This window comes from Planococcus faecalis, assembly GCF_002009235.1.
Taxonomy (GTDB): domain Bacteria; phylum Bacillota; class Bacilli; order Bacillales_A; family Planococcaceae; genus Planococcus; species Planococcus kocurii.
The window spans coordinates 2,516,068-2,529,500 of record NZ_CP019401.1 but is presented as its reverse complement, the minus strand read 5'-3'; the positions used below and the strand labels follow the sequence as shown (position 1 = coordinate 2,529,500).

The window sequence follows — 13,433 nt, the reverse complement described above, 5'->3', positions numbered from 1 at the left end:
GTTGTAGTCCATTCAAAGGGGGAATTAAAGATGAACATTTTCACAAGAAATAGATGGCTTTTAGGATTCCTACTCGTAGTTGTTTCTTGTCTACTCATCGTAGGTTGTTCTAGTAACGAAAAAGCAAAAACAGCAGAAGCTGAAAAACCAACCGAGTCGCTTGAAAAAGACAAAGCGGCAATTCAAGCCGTCATTGAAAAACAATTTAATGGACCAGACAACAGGTACCGACAATTATGGGACGCAGCAACGGCAATTCAAACAGCCAGTATGAACGAGGAACAGTATGACGCTTGGCTCAAGACGCCAGAATACAACGCATTAATCGATTATATGAACAGTACGTACGCTTCTTATTTTACTGAAAATGCCTATGAAACCTTTAGGAACACAGATGCATTTATCTATAGTTATTCAGATCGAGAATACAAACTTACAACTTCTGCGATTGAAATCACTCAAAGCGAAAAGGAGAGGACCCTTTATCCTTTCACATTCCAAGTCATGTATGAAAACGAATCAGGAGAAACTGAGATAGTTGATTTTGAAGGACAAGCCATCGTGCCAGTAGCAGGAAAAATCGGTAAAATTCAATTTAACAATCAAGAGAAATTGCTACAAAAAATCGAAGAATAACAATGAAAAGAGGAAAACCACTTTACTGGTTTTCCTCTTTTCATTGTTATTCTTCTTGCTTCCCGATGCAGCGTTCGCATTCATAAATGATCGATTCACGTTGTTCGTTTATCTCACAACCACATTCCCGGCATTCTTTTTTCGTCCGGATTTCGTATGTTTGAGTGTTTGTCATGTCGATCTCCTCCAATTATTTAGTTTAGGATTTCATAACCTGGCAGTGTCAAAAATTCAGCGAATTCATTTTGTACGGTAAGGTTTATAAACAACGCACGAGCTTCTACGTAATTTCCAGATGAATAGTTGTCTTCGCCAACTGCTTGTTGAATTTTACTAACTTCTTCTTCCAACACTTCATGAAATAAAGGAAGATCAATTTTTCGGCCGTCGTCGAATCGTCCTTTTGGATGGCGAATCCATTGCCATACTTGCGAACGGGAAATTTCAGCTGTTGCAGCATCTTCCATCAAGTTATTAATTGGCGCTGCGCCGTTTCCAGATAACCAAGAAGCGATGTATTGAATGCCGACTGAAATATTCGAGCGTAGTCCGTCTTCAGTAATGGTACCTGTTGGCACTTCAACTAATTGTTCAGCTGTTACTTGGACGTCTTCACGCTTATTATCGATTTGGTTCGGTGTTGGCATATGCTTATTAAACTGTTCCATCGCGATTGCAACCATTCCAGGATGTGCAACCCACGTACCATCGTGGCCGTCCATCGCTTCGCGTCGTTTGTCTTCTGCGACTTTCTGGAAGGCAACTGTGTTGGCATCATCATTTCCTTTGACTGGAATTTGAGCAGCCATGCCGCCAAGAGCCGGTGCATTACGCTTGTGGCAAGTTTGAATACAAAGTTGCGTATACGCGCGCATAAACGGTACAGTCATCGTCACTTGAGAGCGATCTGGGAAAATATATTCGGGTAAATTACGCAGTCGTTTAATCACGCTAAAGATATAATCCCAACGTCCACAGTTCAGACCAGCAGAGTGGTCACGCAATTCGTATAAAATTTCATCCATTTCAAAAGCAGCCAGAATCGTTTCAATCAACACAGTTGCGCGAATCGTGCCTTGTGGAATCTCTAACTCATTTTGTGCGAAGACGAATACATCATTCCATAAACGAGCTTCCAAATGACTTTCTAATTTGGGGAGGTAAAAATAAGGGCCAGTTCCCCGATCAATCAGTTGTTGAGCATTATGGAAAAAGTATAATCCGAAATCGACAAGACTGCCGGAAATTGGCTGGCCATTAATATGAATATTCTTCTCCATCAAATGCCAACCACGAGGTCGAACCATTAACACCGCAGTTTCTTTATTTAATGCGTATTTTTTTCCGGTTTCAGGAATTTCAAAATCAATTTGTCTTCGAACCGCATCACGTAAGTTGATTTGACCGTCAATAACGTTAAACCAATTTGGTGCAGTAGCATCTTCTAAATCAGCCATAAACATCTTGGCACCAGAGTTTAATGCATTAATGAGCATTTTGCGGTTTGTGGGTCCCGTGATTTCAACGCGGCGATCCTTCATATCTTCCGGCAGGGGAGCAATCGTCCATTTGTTATGTCGTATGTGCTTTGTTTCTGGAAGAAAGTCAATTTTCTTCCCAGCATCAATTTCTTGTTGGCGTGTTTGACGTTTTTTTAACAGTTTGACACGACGTTGATCAAAGTTATGATGTAGCTTTTCAATAAAATCTAGCGCTTCGGGTGTTAAAATCGTCTCTATTCCTGGTACATCTTGACCTGTTATCGTAACATTCGATTTTGTTAACAACTAAATCATTCCTCTCTAAAATAATTTTTAGTAACTGTATTAATACAGTTTATTTTGATGTATATTAATATATAACAGAAAATTCTAACTGTCTTGTAAACAGGATGGAAAGTAACATTCGGCGACAAGAGCGATTATTAGGCGATAAGCACATTTGGAAGGGGAGCTGGGGATGACTACTAGTATGTTGGAACAAATCGGATTTATCATTGGAGATTGGATTCCGAAAGAAGCATCGATTGCAATTGCAGATGAAGAGAGCTATATCTACTATAAAGCGGGAGTTCATGATTTGCAGATTCGAGAAGGGCAACTGGTTTTACCCGGCAGTATCGCTGCGCGTGCTAAAAAAGAAAAACAACGAATCGAAATGTTTGTGGAAGAGTCTATTCTCGGAACAGCGTATTACGGTATTGGTTATCCGATCAAGTTAGTGGAAAAAGAAGGCGTTCTTGTTATTATTCTGCCCCCCGATTACTTGGTTCGTAAAAACAAACCAATTCAATTCCTAACAGGGAAATTTCAAGACACGTGGCGTCCCATTCCAGTAAACAAGGTATCCCATATTGAAAGCAGCCAAAAGAAAACATGGTTTTATACAGATGATGAAACCTATTGTGCAATTCATACGTTGAAAAACTTAAAGCATCAATTGCCGGATAGCTTCTTGCCAGTTCATCGGTCATATATTGTGAATATTGACTATATAGAAGAGATATCTCGAGACATCGCCTCAAACTATCAATTGACGCTGAAAGACGGCTCAATTTTACCGGTTAGCCAAAATTATACAGCAAGTGTTAGAGCGCGACTCGGGTTCTGAAGCTCCAATACGACAGCAGGAGGAACAGTATTGTGTGCTATAGTTATCTGTGAACTTAATTATAATAGAACTTAGTTAAAAGAAAGGTTGTCACTCATGCCTATTTCAATCAACAGCCAGATCGAAGCTATTCAAATTTCGGGTATACGTCAATTTTCAAACCAATTGGTCGATTTTCCAGATGCGATTAACCTGACAATCGGTCAGCCAGATTTTCCAACGCCTGAACCAATTAAGCAAGCTGGAATCGAGGCGATCCGGCACAATCATACGAACTATACACATAATGCAGGAATGCTCGAATTGCGGACAGAAATCGCTTCTTTTTTTCAGGATACTTATGAGTTGAACTTTGAGCCGAAAACAGAAATCATCGTTACCAATGGTGCAAGCGAAGGCTTGGATTCTCTATTTCGAGCGATTTTAGAAAAAGGGGACGAAGTTATTTTACCTGCCCCGGCCTACCCTGGATACGAGCCAATTATTAAGTTGTGTGGAGGCAAAGTGGTTTATTTGGACATGTCAGATACGGGATTCCAACCAGATCCAACGCGTTTAGAAAGCTTAATCACAGACCGCACGAAAGCGGTATTGATGAATTTTCCATCTAATCCAACAGGCGTCACAATGGATTCTACGCAGCTTGAAAAAGTTGCAGCTGTATTAGAAAAACACGAGGTCTTTGTCGTAACCGACGAAATTTACAGCGAAAACGTATACGGTGACAAGCATGTTACGGTTGCGCATTTTGAAAAGATGCGCAACCGCACATTTTTAGTTCATGGTCTGTCAAAATCGCATTCCATGACAGGTTGGAGAATTGGTTTTGTACTGGGCCCAGAAATGTATATGAAACACGTGTTAAAGGTTCATCAATACAACGCCATTTGTGCATCCGTACCAAGCCAGTATGCAGCGCTTGAAGCGGTGAAAAATCAGCGTCATGTTCCTGCTGAAATGAATAAAGAATATATCAAACGAAGAGATTTTGTTTACAGTCGCCTGACAGTGATGGGCATTGATGTGATTTTGCCAAAAGGTGCCTTTTACATTTTTCCATCAATTGAAAAATTCGGCATGACTTCTTTCGAGTTTGCAACACGGTTATTAAGAGAAGCAGGAGTCGCAGCAGTTCCTGGTTCTGCATTTACACGTTACGGAGAAGGATTTATCCGGATTTCTTATGCTTGCAGCATGAAGGACCTTGAAGAAGGCATGAATCGATTAGAAAAATTCATTCAAAGCTTAACGTGATTGGTGAAACCGTTATTTCTTACGGACATTGCCGTAAACGGTGACAGAGTCTTAGTTATTGAAATATGGATGTAACCAGATAAAAGCCCTTTGCCAGTACTTGGCGAAGGGCTTTTGAGTTTTAGTGAATCAACTTTGGCTTATCCTAAATTCGTTACTCATAATAGCCTTCAGTCGATTTACGGAACGTCTTAAACTGTGCAGCGTCATGACCAAACCACACATCAGAATTGGTTTCTTGCGACAGTCTGCGGATTTTTTCAACAGCTGATGTATAGCCGACAGAATCATATAAAATGCCAGGTGGCTTAACGGGAGGACCAAAGCTTTCGGCCGTATAAATAGCATCAGATGCAAGAATAATGCCACCCGTTTCGGGAAGTTGAATTTGCAGACCGAGCATTCCCCAAGCATGCCCACTGCCAAAATTCAGCAATTTGATTCCTTCGGCTAGTTGAAGTCCATCCTCAGTTCGTTTGACAGTTTTCCATTGTAGATTGTTTTTAATCCAAGCATCAATATCGCCCCAAATATAAGCACCTTCTTTCGTGTTCCTCGCATAGGTTTGAAGGGCTCCATTTAGTTCATCTTCGTGAACGATAATGGTCGCATTGGTGAATAATTCAAGACAGCCTGCATGATCCAAATGGAGATGAGAAGCCACAACGTATTTAATATCTTCTGGACGAACGCCAAGCTCATCTAACCGGTTATGCAAATAGCATTCTTCCGGCATGTCAATCGGAAAAAGAGATTGTGTTACTTTGCCCCAACGTCCTTCAGCACCCATGGAATTTGGGTTACATGCTGTATCAAATAAAATTTTGCCTTCCGGGTGATCAATCAATACTGTATAAACGGGAAATGTAGCCATTTCACTTGGCGGATTCGGGTTTTCCAAACTCGCCGGATTGTGCATGGAAATTAAAAAATTCTTGTCCATGCTCAAAGTACCGTTGTCCATTACGTATAGTTTTGGGTGAGGCTTAATAATGCCAGTCATCCATGTTCCCCCTCTCAGAATAATTCCATACTATCACAATTTTCAGTTAATGTACCGAGACAAATAAAAAACTCTTGAGTATCGAGCTCAAGAGTTAAAAGATGGGGGAGTGTTGATTAATGAACCAAAGCAGGTTCAAAGAATTCTTTGTACAATTCGTTCAATATTTTTTGTTCATCTTCTTTCAAGATGCCAAACACCAAACTCACTTCAGAAGAGCCTTGGTTGATCATTTCAATATTGACACCAGTTCTAGCAAAAGCGTTCGCGGCACGAGCTGTCAGTCCTTTTTGATTGTTCATGCCTTCTCCAACAAGAACAATCATAGAAAAATCACTTCGGATGTGAACGTCATCAGCTTGCAGTTCTGATTTAACGCGTTCTACAATGCGCTGCTCTTTATCAACAGTCAATTGGTGACTGCGCAAAATAACGGAAAGGTTATCAATACCAGACGGGATGTGTTCATATGAGATATCTTCGTCTTCTAATATTTGCAGCAGTCTCCGGCCAAAACCAACTTCGCGGTTCATCAAGTATTTACTGACGTATAAAGTTGAGAAGCCACTATCAGCTGATATGCCTGTAACAGGACGTAAGGAATGATCTCGCTCTGCAACAATCATCGTTCCGGGTGCTGATGGATTGTTGGTATTACGGATACATAAAGGAACAGACGCTTTAAAGACAGGCATAAGGGCTTCGTCGTGAAGAACCGCAAATCCAGCATAGGAAAGCTCACGCATTTCACGGTAAGTCATTTGTTCGATTTCAACAGGGTTTTCAACAACACGGGGATTAGCTGCAAAGACGCAGTCCACATCGGTAAAGTTTTCATATAACTCTGCCTGAACCGCAGCTGCTAAAATAGAGCCGGTAATATCTGAGCCACCGCGTTCGAAAGTTCTTAATTGGCCTCTTTTTGTATACCCGAAAAAGCCTGGGAAAACAGTTATCGTTTTTTTGTTGCGCAAGTCAGACAAATTGTCGTAAGCTTCTGGAAGAGCTTGTGCACGCTCGGGTAAGTCATTTACAAACAACCCTGCATCAAATGGATTGACGTATTCTGCAGCTAACCCGATAGATGTTAAGTAAGCAGCTATTAGTTTCGCAGAGTTATCTTCACCGCTCGCTTTAATTAAGTCTGCAAAAAGAGGAGGTGAACTTTTGTCTGCTTGAAGACGGTTCAACAAATCGGTTTTAATGATTTTCTTGATGTCTTCGTCTAGTCCTAATCCATCAGCGATTTCAGCATATCTTTCCATAACGTTGGCAAGAGGAGTTGCTGTTGGTTCGTCACGTAATGCCGCTGCTGATAGATGAATGAGCAAATCTGTCATTTTTACGTCTCCATCAAATCTCTTGCCTGGAGCAGAGACAACGACGATTTTGCGAGAAGGCTCTGCTTTAACAATTGCAGCCACTTTTTTTATCTGTTGTGCACTAGCTACTGATGTCCCGCCAAATTTGCTTACTTTCATCTAATCAAGTCCCATCTTTTTTAATAGTCTGTAAAAAGGTTGTTTTAACTAAGATATAATACTATAATGTCCCTATGACAAAAACAATTGTTTTTTCACAGTGTACACACCATGGGAGGAATCGTCAATGAAAAACGAAATTTCAATCGGATTATTAGGCCTTGGAACAGTGGGCAGCGGGGTTGCTAAAATCATCCAGCAGCATCAGCAGGATTTGCATCATAAATTAGGTGCCCAAGTTCTAATCGGAAAAGTACTGGTCAGAGATACAAATAAGGACCGACTTTCTAGTTTAGATCCGAGTGTATTCACGACGGACATAGAAGAGATATTGAATGATTCTTCTCTCGACATCATTGTAGAAGTGATGGGTGGCATAGATGGTGCAAAACTAGCGATTGAAAAAGCGCTTAGAGCGGGTAAGCAAGTTGTGACAGCGAATAAAGACGTCATGGCAGAATACGGCCACGATTTATTGAAATTAGCAGACGCTGAAAAATGCGACCTTTTCTATGAAGCCAGTGTTGCCGGGGGTGTCCCGATTATCCGCACTTTAGAAGATGGTCTTGCTTCTGATCGAATCTCTAGTTTGATGGGAATCGTCAATGGCACAACAAACTTTATCTTAACAAAAATGAAAAAAGAAAACATGAGCTACGATGATGCATTAGCCGAAGCAACTGAATTAGGATATGCCGAAGCTGACCCATCAGCGGATGTTGATGGTATCGACGCAGCACGGAAGATGGTTATCCTATCTTCACTGGCATTCTCTACAGAAGTGCATTTAGATGACGTACTCGTCAGAGGCATGAAAGAAATCCGTGATGGCGATTTGGAGTTGGCGACTAAATTTGGTTACACGATGAAAATGGTTGGCTCTTCAACAAAAGACGAAGACGGCATCGAAGTTTCAGTGGAACCTATTTTTCTCGCAAACTCGCATCCATTGGCGTCCGTTAACAATGAATTCAATGCCGTATACATATATGGAGATGCTGTAGGTGAAACGATGCTTTATGGTCCCGGAGCAGGATCTTTGCCAACTGCAACTTCAGTCGTTTCTGATATCATCGCAGCTTGTCGCAACTTACAGCTTGGTGTCAACGGAAAACGTGCGCATTCAGCGCAACACGAACGTGTTATTAAACCAGAAACAAAACGTTTTGCGAAATACTGCCATCGCTTGCTCGTAAATGATGAAGTTGGCGTTTTATCCAAAATGACTTCAATTTACAGTAAGCACGAGGCGAGCATTCAATCAGTTATGCAGTCGCCCGCTGAACAAGTTGGCAAAGCAGAATTAGTCTTGCTGACTCACCAGATTTCCCGACAACAACATTTAGATGTATTGAGTGACTTAGAAGGAACGGCGAGCGTTATCAGCCATTACCGCATAGAAGGGGAGGAAACTGCATGAGATGGCAAGGATTAATCGAGGAACATAAAGAGTGGCTTCCAGTTACAGAAAATACCCCTTCACTGACTTTGCAAGAAGGCAATACACCGCTTGTTCGTTTGGAAAAACTATCAACAGAGTGGGGAATTGAGCTGTACGCAAAACTAGAAGGCGCCAACCCGACAGGTTCTTTTAAAGATCGCGGCATGGTGATGGCTGTCGCCAAAGCAAAAGAAGAAGGCAAAACTGTATTGATCTGTGCGTCAACAGGCAACACGTCGGCCTCGGCTGCAGCATATGGTGCAAGAGCCGGTATGCGGACGATTGTTGTCATTCCAGAAGGCCGTATTGCGCTCGGGAAACTGGCACAGGCAAAAATGTATGGAGCGGAGATTCTTGAAATCAAAGGGAATTTTGATGAAGCACTGCAAATGGTTCGTGAAGTTGGCCAAGAAGCAGGCATTGCTTTGGTCAATTCGGTCAATCCTTACCGCTTAGAAGGACAGAAAACAATCGCATTTGAAGTAATTGATCAATTAGGGCAAGTACCAGATATCTTCGCATTGCCAGTTGGTAACGCAGGCAACATTTCAGCTTCTTGGAAAGGCTTTACAGAATATGCGAAGCGCACTGGTGAAAAACGTCCGGTGCTTCTCGGCATCCAAGCAGCAGGTGCAGCACCCATCGTCCATAATAAAGTTGTGGAAAATCCAGAGACGGTAGCAACTGCTATTCGCATTGGGAATCCAGCAAGTTGGCAATTAGCGCTGGATGCTTTAAATCAATCAAATGGAACGATTTTAGCAGCTACTGATGAAGAAATCCTTGAAGCTTATCAGCTCTTGGCTCGAACTGAAGGGATATTTGCTGAACCGGCTTCGTGTGCTTCTATTGCAGGGATCAAAAAACAAGTAGAAAATGGCATGTTGAAAAAAGGGGTAAAAGTGGTTGCTGTTTTGACAGGAAATGGACTGAAAGATCCTGAAACAGCAATTTCAGTTAATCAGCACAAAGCACTTCTCGTTCCAGAAGATATGGAACGTTTCTGGGAGGATTTGAAAAAAGGAGTGAGCGTATGAACTGGAAAGAATTCTCAGTGACTGTGCCTGCATCGACCGCAAACCTAGGTCCCGGATTTGATTCGATTGGTCTAGCATTAGATCTTCATATGGTCGTTCATGTGTCTCCCGCGATCACATGGCTTGTCGAATACAACAATCAAGGCTATCAGCAGATTGAGACCGGTACTGACAATCTGATTGTCGCAACGGCACAGTTTGTTGCGGATAAGTATGATCAATCACTGCCTGCTGCGAAATTGGCAGTGGATACAGTAATTCCTTTAAGCAGAGGTCTTGGCAGCAGTGCAACAGCGATCGCTGCCGGCATCGAAATTGCCGATCGTTTGATGGGGTTAAAACTGTCAATGAAAGAGAAATTGAAAATCGGAACAGAATTAGAAGGACATCCGGACAATATCTCAGCTTCACTTCTTGGAGGGCTAACGATTTCTTATTTTGATGAACAAGAGTTAGAAATTGTTCACGTCCCAGAAGTAGAAATTGGGGTTGTTATATTAATTCCTCCTACGGAATTTCTGACTTCAGAATCGCGTGAACTCCTGCCAAAAACCTTATCTCATAAAACGGCTGTGCAAGGGAGTGCTGCAGGCAATGTTGTGTCTGCGGCTTTAGCAAAGGGAGACTGGCAGACAGCGGGACGCATAATGCAAAAAGATGTTTTTCATGAACCTTATCGTAAAGACAAATTCCCTAAATTTGATGCGATACAGCAAAGTTGCCTTGAACTTAAGGTGTTTGGTTCAGCTATTAGTGGAGCAGGACCTTCTTTGTTTATCGCAGTGGAAAAAGGAAGAGAAACGGCTGTAGCGGAACACTTGGCAAAAGAATTTCCGCTATACGAATGTTTAGTTACAAAACCATCTTCTACAGGAATTAATATATGTGAAACAGTTGTATAAAAGGAAAAAGAAGCTACCCGGGAATTTCCGGATAGCTTCTTTTTATCGGCAGAATTTAAATTTTGATTGAAACGTACTTTGTTTCCAAAAATGCATCTAAACCTTCTTGGCCACCTTCTCGACCGACACCACTTTCTTTCATTCCACCAAATGGAGCCTGAGCAGTAGAAGGGGCTCCATCGTTCCAGCCGACAATGCCGTAATCTAGATTTTCAGATAGATAAGTACCACGAGACATGCTTTCAGTAAAGAAGTAAGCAGCCAAGCCAAAGCGTGTATCATTTGCTAATTTAACGGCTTCTTCATCTGTTTCAAAAGACATAATGGGAGCAACAGGACCAAAAGTTTCCTCATTCATGACTAACATATCTGAAGTTGCATCAACCAATACTGTTGGGTTATAGAAATAAGCATTGTTCTCTGAACGCCCATTTCCGCCAACAAGCACTTTAGCTCCTTTTTCAATAGCGTCGTCAACGTGTTTTTGAACTTTATCATAACCGTCTTTGTCGACTAAAGGACCTATCTGCACGCCTTCTTCTAATCCGTTGCCTACTTTTAAGTTGCCAGCAGCTTGTTTAAGTTTCTGTGAAAACTTTTCGACAATGCTTTGCTGCACATAAATGCGGTTGCCACATACGCAAGTTTGTCCGGCATTTCGGAACTTCGATGCCATAACGCCTTCAATTGCTAAGTCCATGTCCGCATCTTCTAAAACGATAATGGGTGCGTGACCTCCTAGTTCTAAAGACAAGTTCAACATCGTTTCTGATGCTTGTTTCATTAATTCTTTACCAATTTCAGTCGAACCGGTAAACGTTAACTTACGGACGTCTGGATGACTGGTGAACACTTTACCGATTTTGCTGGCACTGCCAGTCACCAGGTTGATGACGCCTTTAGGAAATCCAGCTTCAATAGCAAGTTCGTACATTTTGACTGCCGTCAATGGTGTCATTTTCGCCGGTTTGGCTACAAATGTACACCCTGCGGCAAGTGCGGGAGCCATTTTTCTTGCCATCATTGCTGCTGGAAAATTCCAAGGTGTAATAGATACTACCACGCCAACTGGTTGTTTGTTAATTTGAATTCGTTTGCCTTCTTTACTCGCCGGTATTGTGCGACCATACATGCGCTTGCCTTCTTCAGCAAACCAAGAGACGAATGAAGCGGAATATTCTACCTCTCCAATGGCTTCGGAAAGAGGCTTGCCCATCTCTTTCGTCAGAATTTCACCAATTTCTTTTTTGTGTTCGAGCAATAAATCATGCCATTTCATTAAAAGTTCAGCCCGATGGTAGGCAGTTGTTTTCGACCATTCTGGAAAAGCTAAAGCCGCAGCCTCGATTGCAGTGGTGGCTTCTTGTTCGCCTCCGTTAGGCACTGATCCGACAACTTCACCAGTTGCGGGATTTATCACTTCAATCTTGCCATCTCCTGTATCAGTCCAGTCACCATTAATATAATGTCTACCTTTCATTCTGCTGAATCCTCCTTTTGATTTACACTTATCCTCAATAAATACCTCTTATTGTTATTGCGTAAACGTTCAAGCAAAAGCTTACTACACAATGTTCACGAAATGTACACATTTCAAGAGTAGTGCATGAACTATTTCAATATGCAATATATAGCGATTGGGAGCGCTTTCTAAAAAAGACAGTTAAACTAAAAAGAATATTATTTTGGAATAGTCTTTTTATTCCATTCATTATTGAGTTATATTGTGCTACTATTTTGATATTAAGAAAAATTCAGCGAAATACTAAAAGTTTGTTCGCTGAAAAAGAAAAAGGAGGAAACAAGTATGTCTCAGATGCTGGCATTAGCAATTTTGATTTTAGTATTATTTATAGGCGAAGCAGTTTCAATTCGCACAAAAGCATGGATTCCTTCGATTTTTGTCAGTGGAGTTTTGTTCTTACTCGGATTTTGGACATTCTTTCCTCCTGAAATTGTTACGCTTGCAGGAGTTCCACCGGCTGTTGCCGTCATGCTTATTTATTTACTAATCACAAATATGGGCACTTTATTGTCTTTGCAAGAATTAAAAAGTCAGTGGAAAACAATCTTAATTGCGATATCAGGTATTTTAGGAATCATTGCCGCGTTATTTGGCATCGGTACTTTGTTATTCGATTTTGAAACTGTGGTAGTTGCTATTCCACCTCTAGTCGGAGGATTGGTATCTGCTTTGATCATGTCAGAAGGAGCTGCTGCTGCAGGACTTCCAACATTAGCCGTCTTTGCAATCGTCATTTATGTCGTACAAGGATTTGCAGGATATCCATTGACCTCAATTATGTTGAAAAGAGAAGGCAAAAACCTTTTGAAGAGGTACAGAAATAACGAACTGACAGCTAAGCAAATGCCTGGCGAACAACAAGAAACTATAGGGAAGCCAGTTAAAGAACCACGGATGTTTGCGAAGATGCCGGATAAATACAATACCGACTTCTTTAAGTTTTTCCGCTTAGCTTTTGTTGGTTATCTTGCTTATTTAACTTCTGTTCTAATAGCTCCGGTAGTAGAAATCAGTCCTTTCGTTTTATGTCTATTGTTTGGTGTTATCGCGCGTAGCATTGGTTTCTTAGAACGCCACCCACTACAAAAAGCGAATGGTTTTGGATTTGCGATTATGGGCTTATTGCTATTTATTTTTGATGGCTTAAAAAATGCTACCCCAAGCATGATGGTAGAAATAATGTATCCGCTTATTGGCTGTATTGTTATTGGTGTTGCAGGAATGTACATTTTTTCATTAATCGTCGGTAAGCTTCTGAAAGTTAGTAAAGAAATGGCGTTTGCAGTTTCTTTGACTGCTCTTTACGGTTTCCCAGCAGATTATATTATTACGGTAGAAGTCATCAATTCCTTGACTAAAGACGAAGAAGAACGCGAAGTTCTAACAAGTCATATGTTGCCGCCAATGCTAGTGGCAGGCTTTATTACGGTCACAATTGTTTCTGTTATATTAGCTGGAATATTTGTCGGGTTTCTATAAACGGCAACACCGTGTTGATTCTTCAACCTATTAAGTACGGTAAAATAGAAAGTGGAGTGAATTGA

The 13,433-nt window shown here is 41.3% G+C and carries 12 protein-coding genes; 7 read left to right on the top strand and 5 right to left on the bottom strand.

What is annotated here, in order from left to right; genetic code table 11:
* The first annotated feature begins 30 nt into the window (after positions 1–30).
* Entirely contained in the window at positions 31–636 is a 606-nt protein-coding gene (locus tag AJGP001_RS12740) for a hypothetical protein (protein WP_071153846.1), read from the top strand.
* A 46-nt stretch (positions 637–682) separates the two neighbouring features.
* On the opposite strand, the gene AJGP001_RS17595 is transcribed toward AJGP001_RS12740, so the two are convergent.
* On the bottom strand, positions 683–811 hold the full coding sequence (locus AJGP001_RS17595) for a YhfH family protein (protein ID WP_211272186.1): 129 nt from the start codon (positions 809–811) through the stop codon (positions 683–685).
* Between the two features lie 19 nt (positions 812–830).
* Complete coding sequence (gene aceB / locus AJGP001_RS12735) at positions 831–2,423, bottom strand: malate synthase A (RefSeq protein WP_071153845.1); 1,593 nt, start codon at positions 2,421–2,423, stop codon at positions 831–833.
* Positions 2,424–2,595: 172 nt separating this feature from the next.
* Between aceB and AJGP001_RS12730 the strand changes: the two genes are divergently transcribed.
* Together AJGP001_RS12730 and AJGP001_RS12725 are read left to right on the top strand one after the other, a co-directional pair.
* Positions 2,596–3,246, top strand: a complete 651-nt coding sequence (locus AJGP001_RS12730) for a LytTR family DNA-binding domain-containing protein (protein ID WP_058384672.1) — start codon at positions 2,596–2,598, stop codon at positions 3,244–3,246.
* A 96-nt stretch (positions 3,247–3,342) separates the two neighbouring features.
* On the top strand, positions 3,343–4,500 hold the full coding sequence (locus AJGP001_RS12725; protein ID WP_071153844.1) for an aminotransferase class I/II-fold pyridoxal phosphate-dependent enzyme: 1,158 nt from the start codon (positions 3,343–3,345) through the stop codon (positions 4,498–4,500).
* Between the two features lie 154 nt (positions 4,501–4,654).
* On the opposite strand, the gene ahlS is transcribed toward AJGP001_RS12725, so the two are convergent.
* Both ahlS and AJGP001_RS12715 read right to left on the bottom strand, forming a co-directional pair.
* On the bottom strand, positions 4,655–5,503 hold the full coding sequence (ahlS, locus tag AJGP001_RS12720) for an AhlS family quorum-quenching N-acyl homoserine lactonase (RefSeq protein ID WP_071153843.1): 849 nt from the start codon (positions 5,501–5,503) through the stop codon (positions 4,655–4,657).
* A 116-nt stretch (positions 5,504–5,619) separates the two neighbouring features.
* Positions 5,620–6,984: an aspartate kinase gene (locus AJGP001_RS12715; RefSeq protein WP_071153842.1), complete on the bottom strand. Its 1,365-nt coding sequence runs from the start codon at positions 6,982–6,984 to the stop codon at positions 5,620–5,622.
* A gap of 127 nt (positions 6,985–7,111) precedes the next feature.
* On the opposite strand from AJGP001_RS12715, the gene AJGP001_RS12710 reads away from it, so the two are divergent.
* Genes AJGP001_RS12710 through thrB form a run of 3 tightly spaced genes read left to right on the top strand, consistent with a single transcriptional unit; the run spans position 7,112 to position 10,364 of the window.
* The gene (locus tag AJGP001_RS12710) at positions 7,112–8,404 is read left to right on the top strand and encodes a homoserine dehydrogenase (RefSeq protein ID WP_071153841.1); all 1,293 of its coding nucleotides are present in this window, start codon (positions 7,112–7,114) and stop codon (positions 8,402–8,404) included.
* Entirely contained in the window at positions 8,401–9,462 is a 1,062-nt protein-coding gene (gene thrC / locus AJGP001_RS12705; protein ID WP_078080616.1) for a threonine synthase, read from the top strand. Before AJGP001_RS12710 ends, thrC begins: the two co-directional genes overlap by 4 nt.
* Positions 9,459–10,364, top strand: a complete 906-nt coding sequence (gene thrB / locus AJGP001_RS12700; RefSeq protein WP_071153840.1) for a homoserine kinase — start codon at positions 9,459–9,461, stop codon at positions 10,362–10,364. Before thrC ends, thrB begins: the two co-directional genes overlap by 4 nt.
* A gap of 55 nt (positions 10,365–10,419) precedes the next feature.
* On the opposite strand, the gene AJGP001_RS12695 is transcribed toward thrB, so the two are convergent.
* Positions 10,420–11,844: an NAD-dependent succinate-semialdehyde dehydrogenase gene (locus AJGP001_RS12695; protein ID WP_071153839.1), complete on the bottom strand. Its 1,425-nt coding sequence runs from the start codon at positions 11,842–11,844 to the stop codon at positions 10,420–10,422.
* Positions 11,845–12,171: 327 nt separating this feature from the next.
* Here AJGP001_RS12695 and AJGP001_RS12690 point away from each other — a divergent pair, with 327 nt between their 5' ends.
* A complete protein-coding gene (locus AJGP001_RS12690) occupies positions 12,172–13,368 on the top strand; it encodes a hypothetical protein (RefSeq protein WP_071153838.1) in 1,197 nt (398 codons plus the stop codon).
* Positions 13,369–13,433: the final 65 nt, after the last annotated feature.

What these genes read in the sequence shown, in the direction of transcription:
- AJGP001_RS12740 (WP_071153846.1), top strand. Translation starts at nt 31, where the DNA reads ATGAACATTTTCACAAGAAATAGATGGCTTTTAGGATTCCTACTCGTA.
- AJGP001_RS17595 (WP_211272186.1), bottom strand. Translation starts at nt 811, where the DNA reads ATGACAAACACTCAAACATACGAAATCCGGACGAAAAAAGAATGCCGG.
- AJGP001_RS12730 (WP_058384672.1), top strand. Translation starts at nt 2,596, where the DNA reads ATGACTACTAGTATGTTGGAACAAATCGGATTTATCATTGGAGATTGG.
- AJGP001_RS12725 (WP_071153844.1), top strand. Translation starts at nt 3,343, where the DNA reads ATGCCTATTTCAATCAACAGCCAGATCGAAGCTATTCAAATTTCGGGT.
- ahlS (WP_071153843.1), bottom strand. Translation starts at nt 5,503, where the DNA reads ATGACTGGCATTATTAAGCCTCACCCAAAACTATACGTAATGGACAAC.
- AJGP001_RS12715 (WP_071153842.1), bottom strand. Translation starts at nt 6,984, where the DNA reads ATGAAAGTAAGCAAATTTGGCGGGACATCAGTAGCTAGTGCACAACAG.
- AJGP001_RS12710 (WP_071153841.1), top strand. Translation starts at nt 7,112, where the DNA reads ATGAAAAACGAAATTTCAATCGGATTATTAGGCCTTGGAACAGTGGGC.
- thrC (WP_078080616.1), top strand. Translation starts at nt 8,401, where the DNA reads ATGAGATGGCAAGGATTAATCGAGGAACATAAAGAGTGGCTTCCAGTT.
- thrB (WP_071153840.1), top strand. Translation starts at nt 9,459, where the DNA reads ATGAACTGGAAAGAATTCTCAGTGACTGTGCCTGCATCGACCGCAAAC.
- AJGP001_RS12695 (WP_071153839.1), bottom strand. Translation starts at nt 11,844, where the DNA reads ATGAAAGGTAGACATTATATTAATGGTGACTGGACTGATACAGGAGAT.
- AJGP001_RS12690 (WP_071153838.1), top strand. Translation starts at nt 12,172, where the DNA reads ATGTCTCAGATGCTGGCATTAGCAATTTTGATTTTAGTATTATTTATA.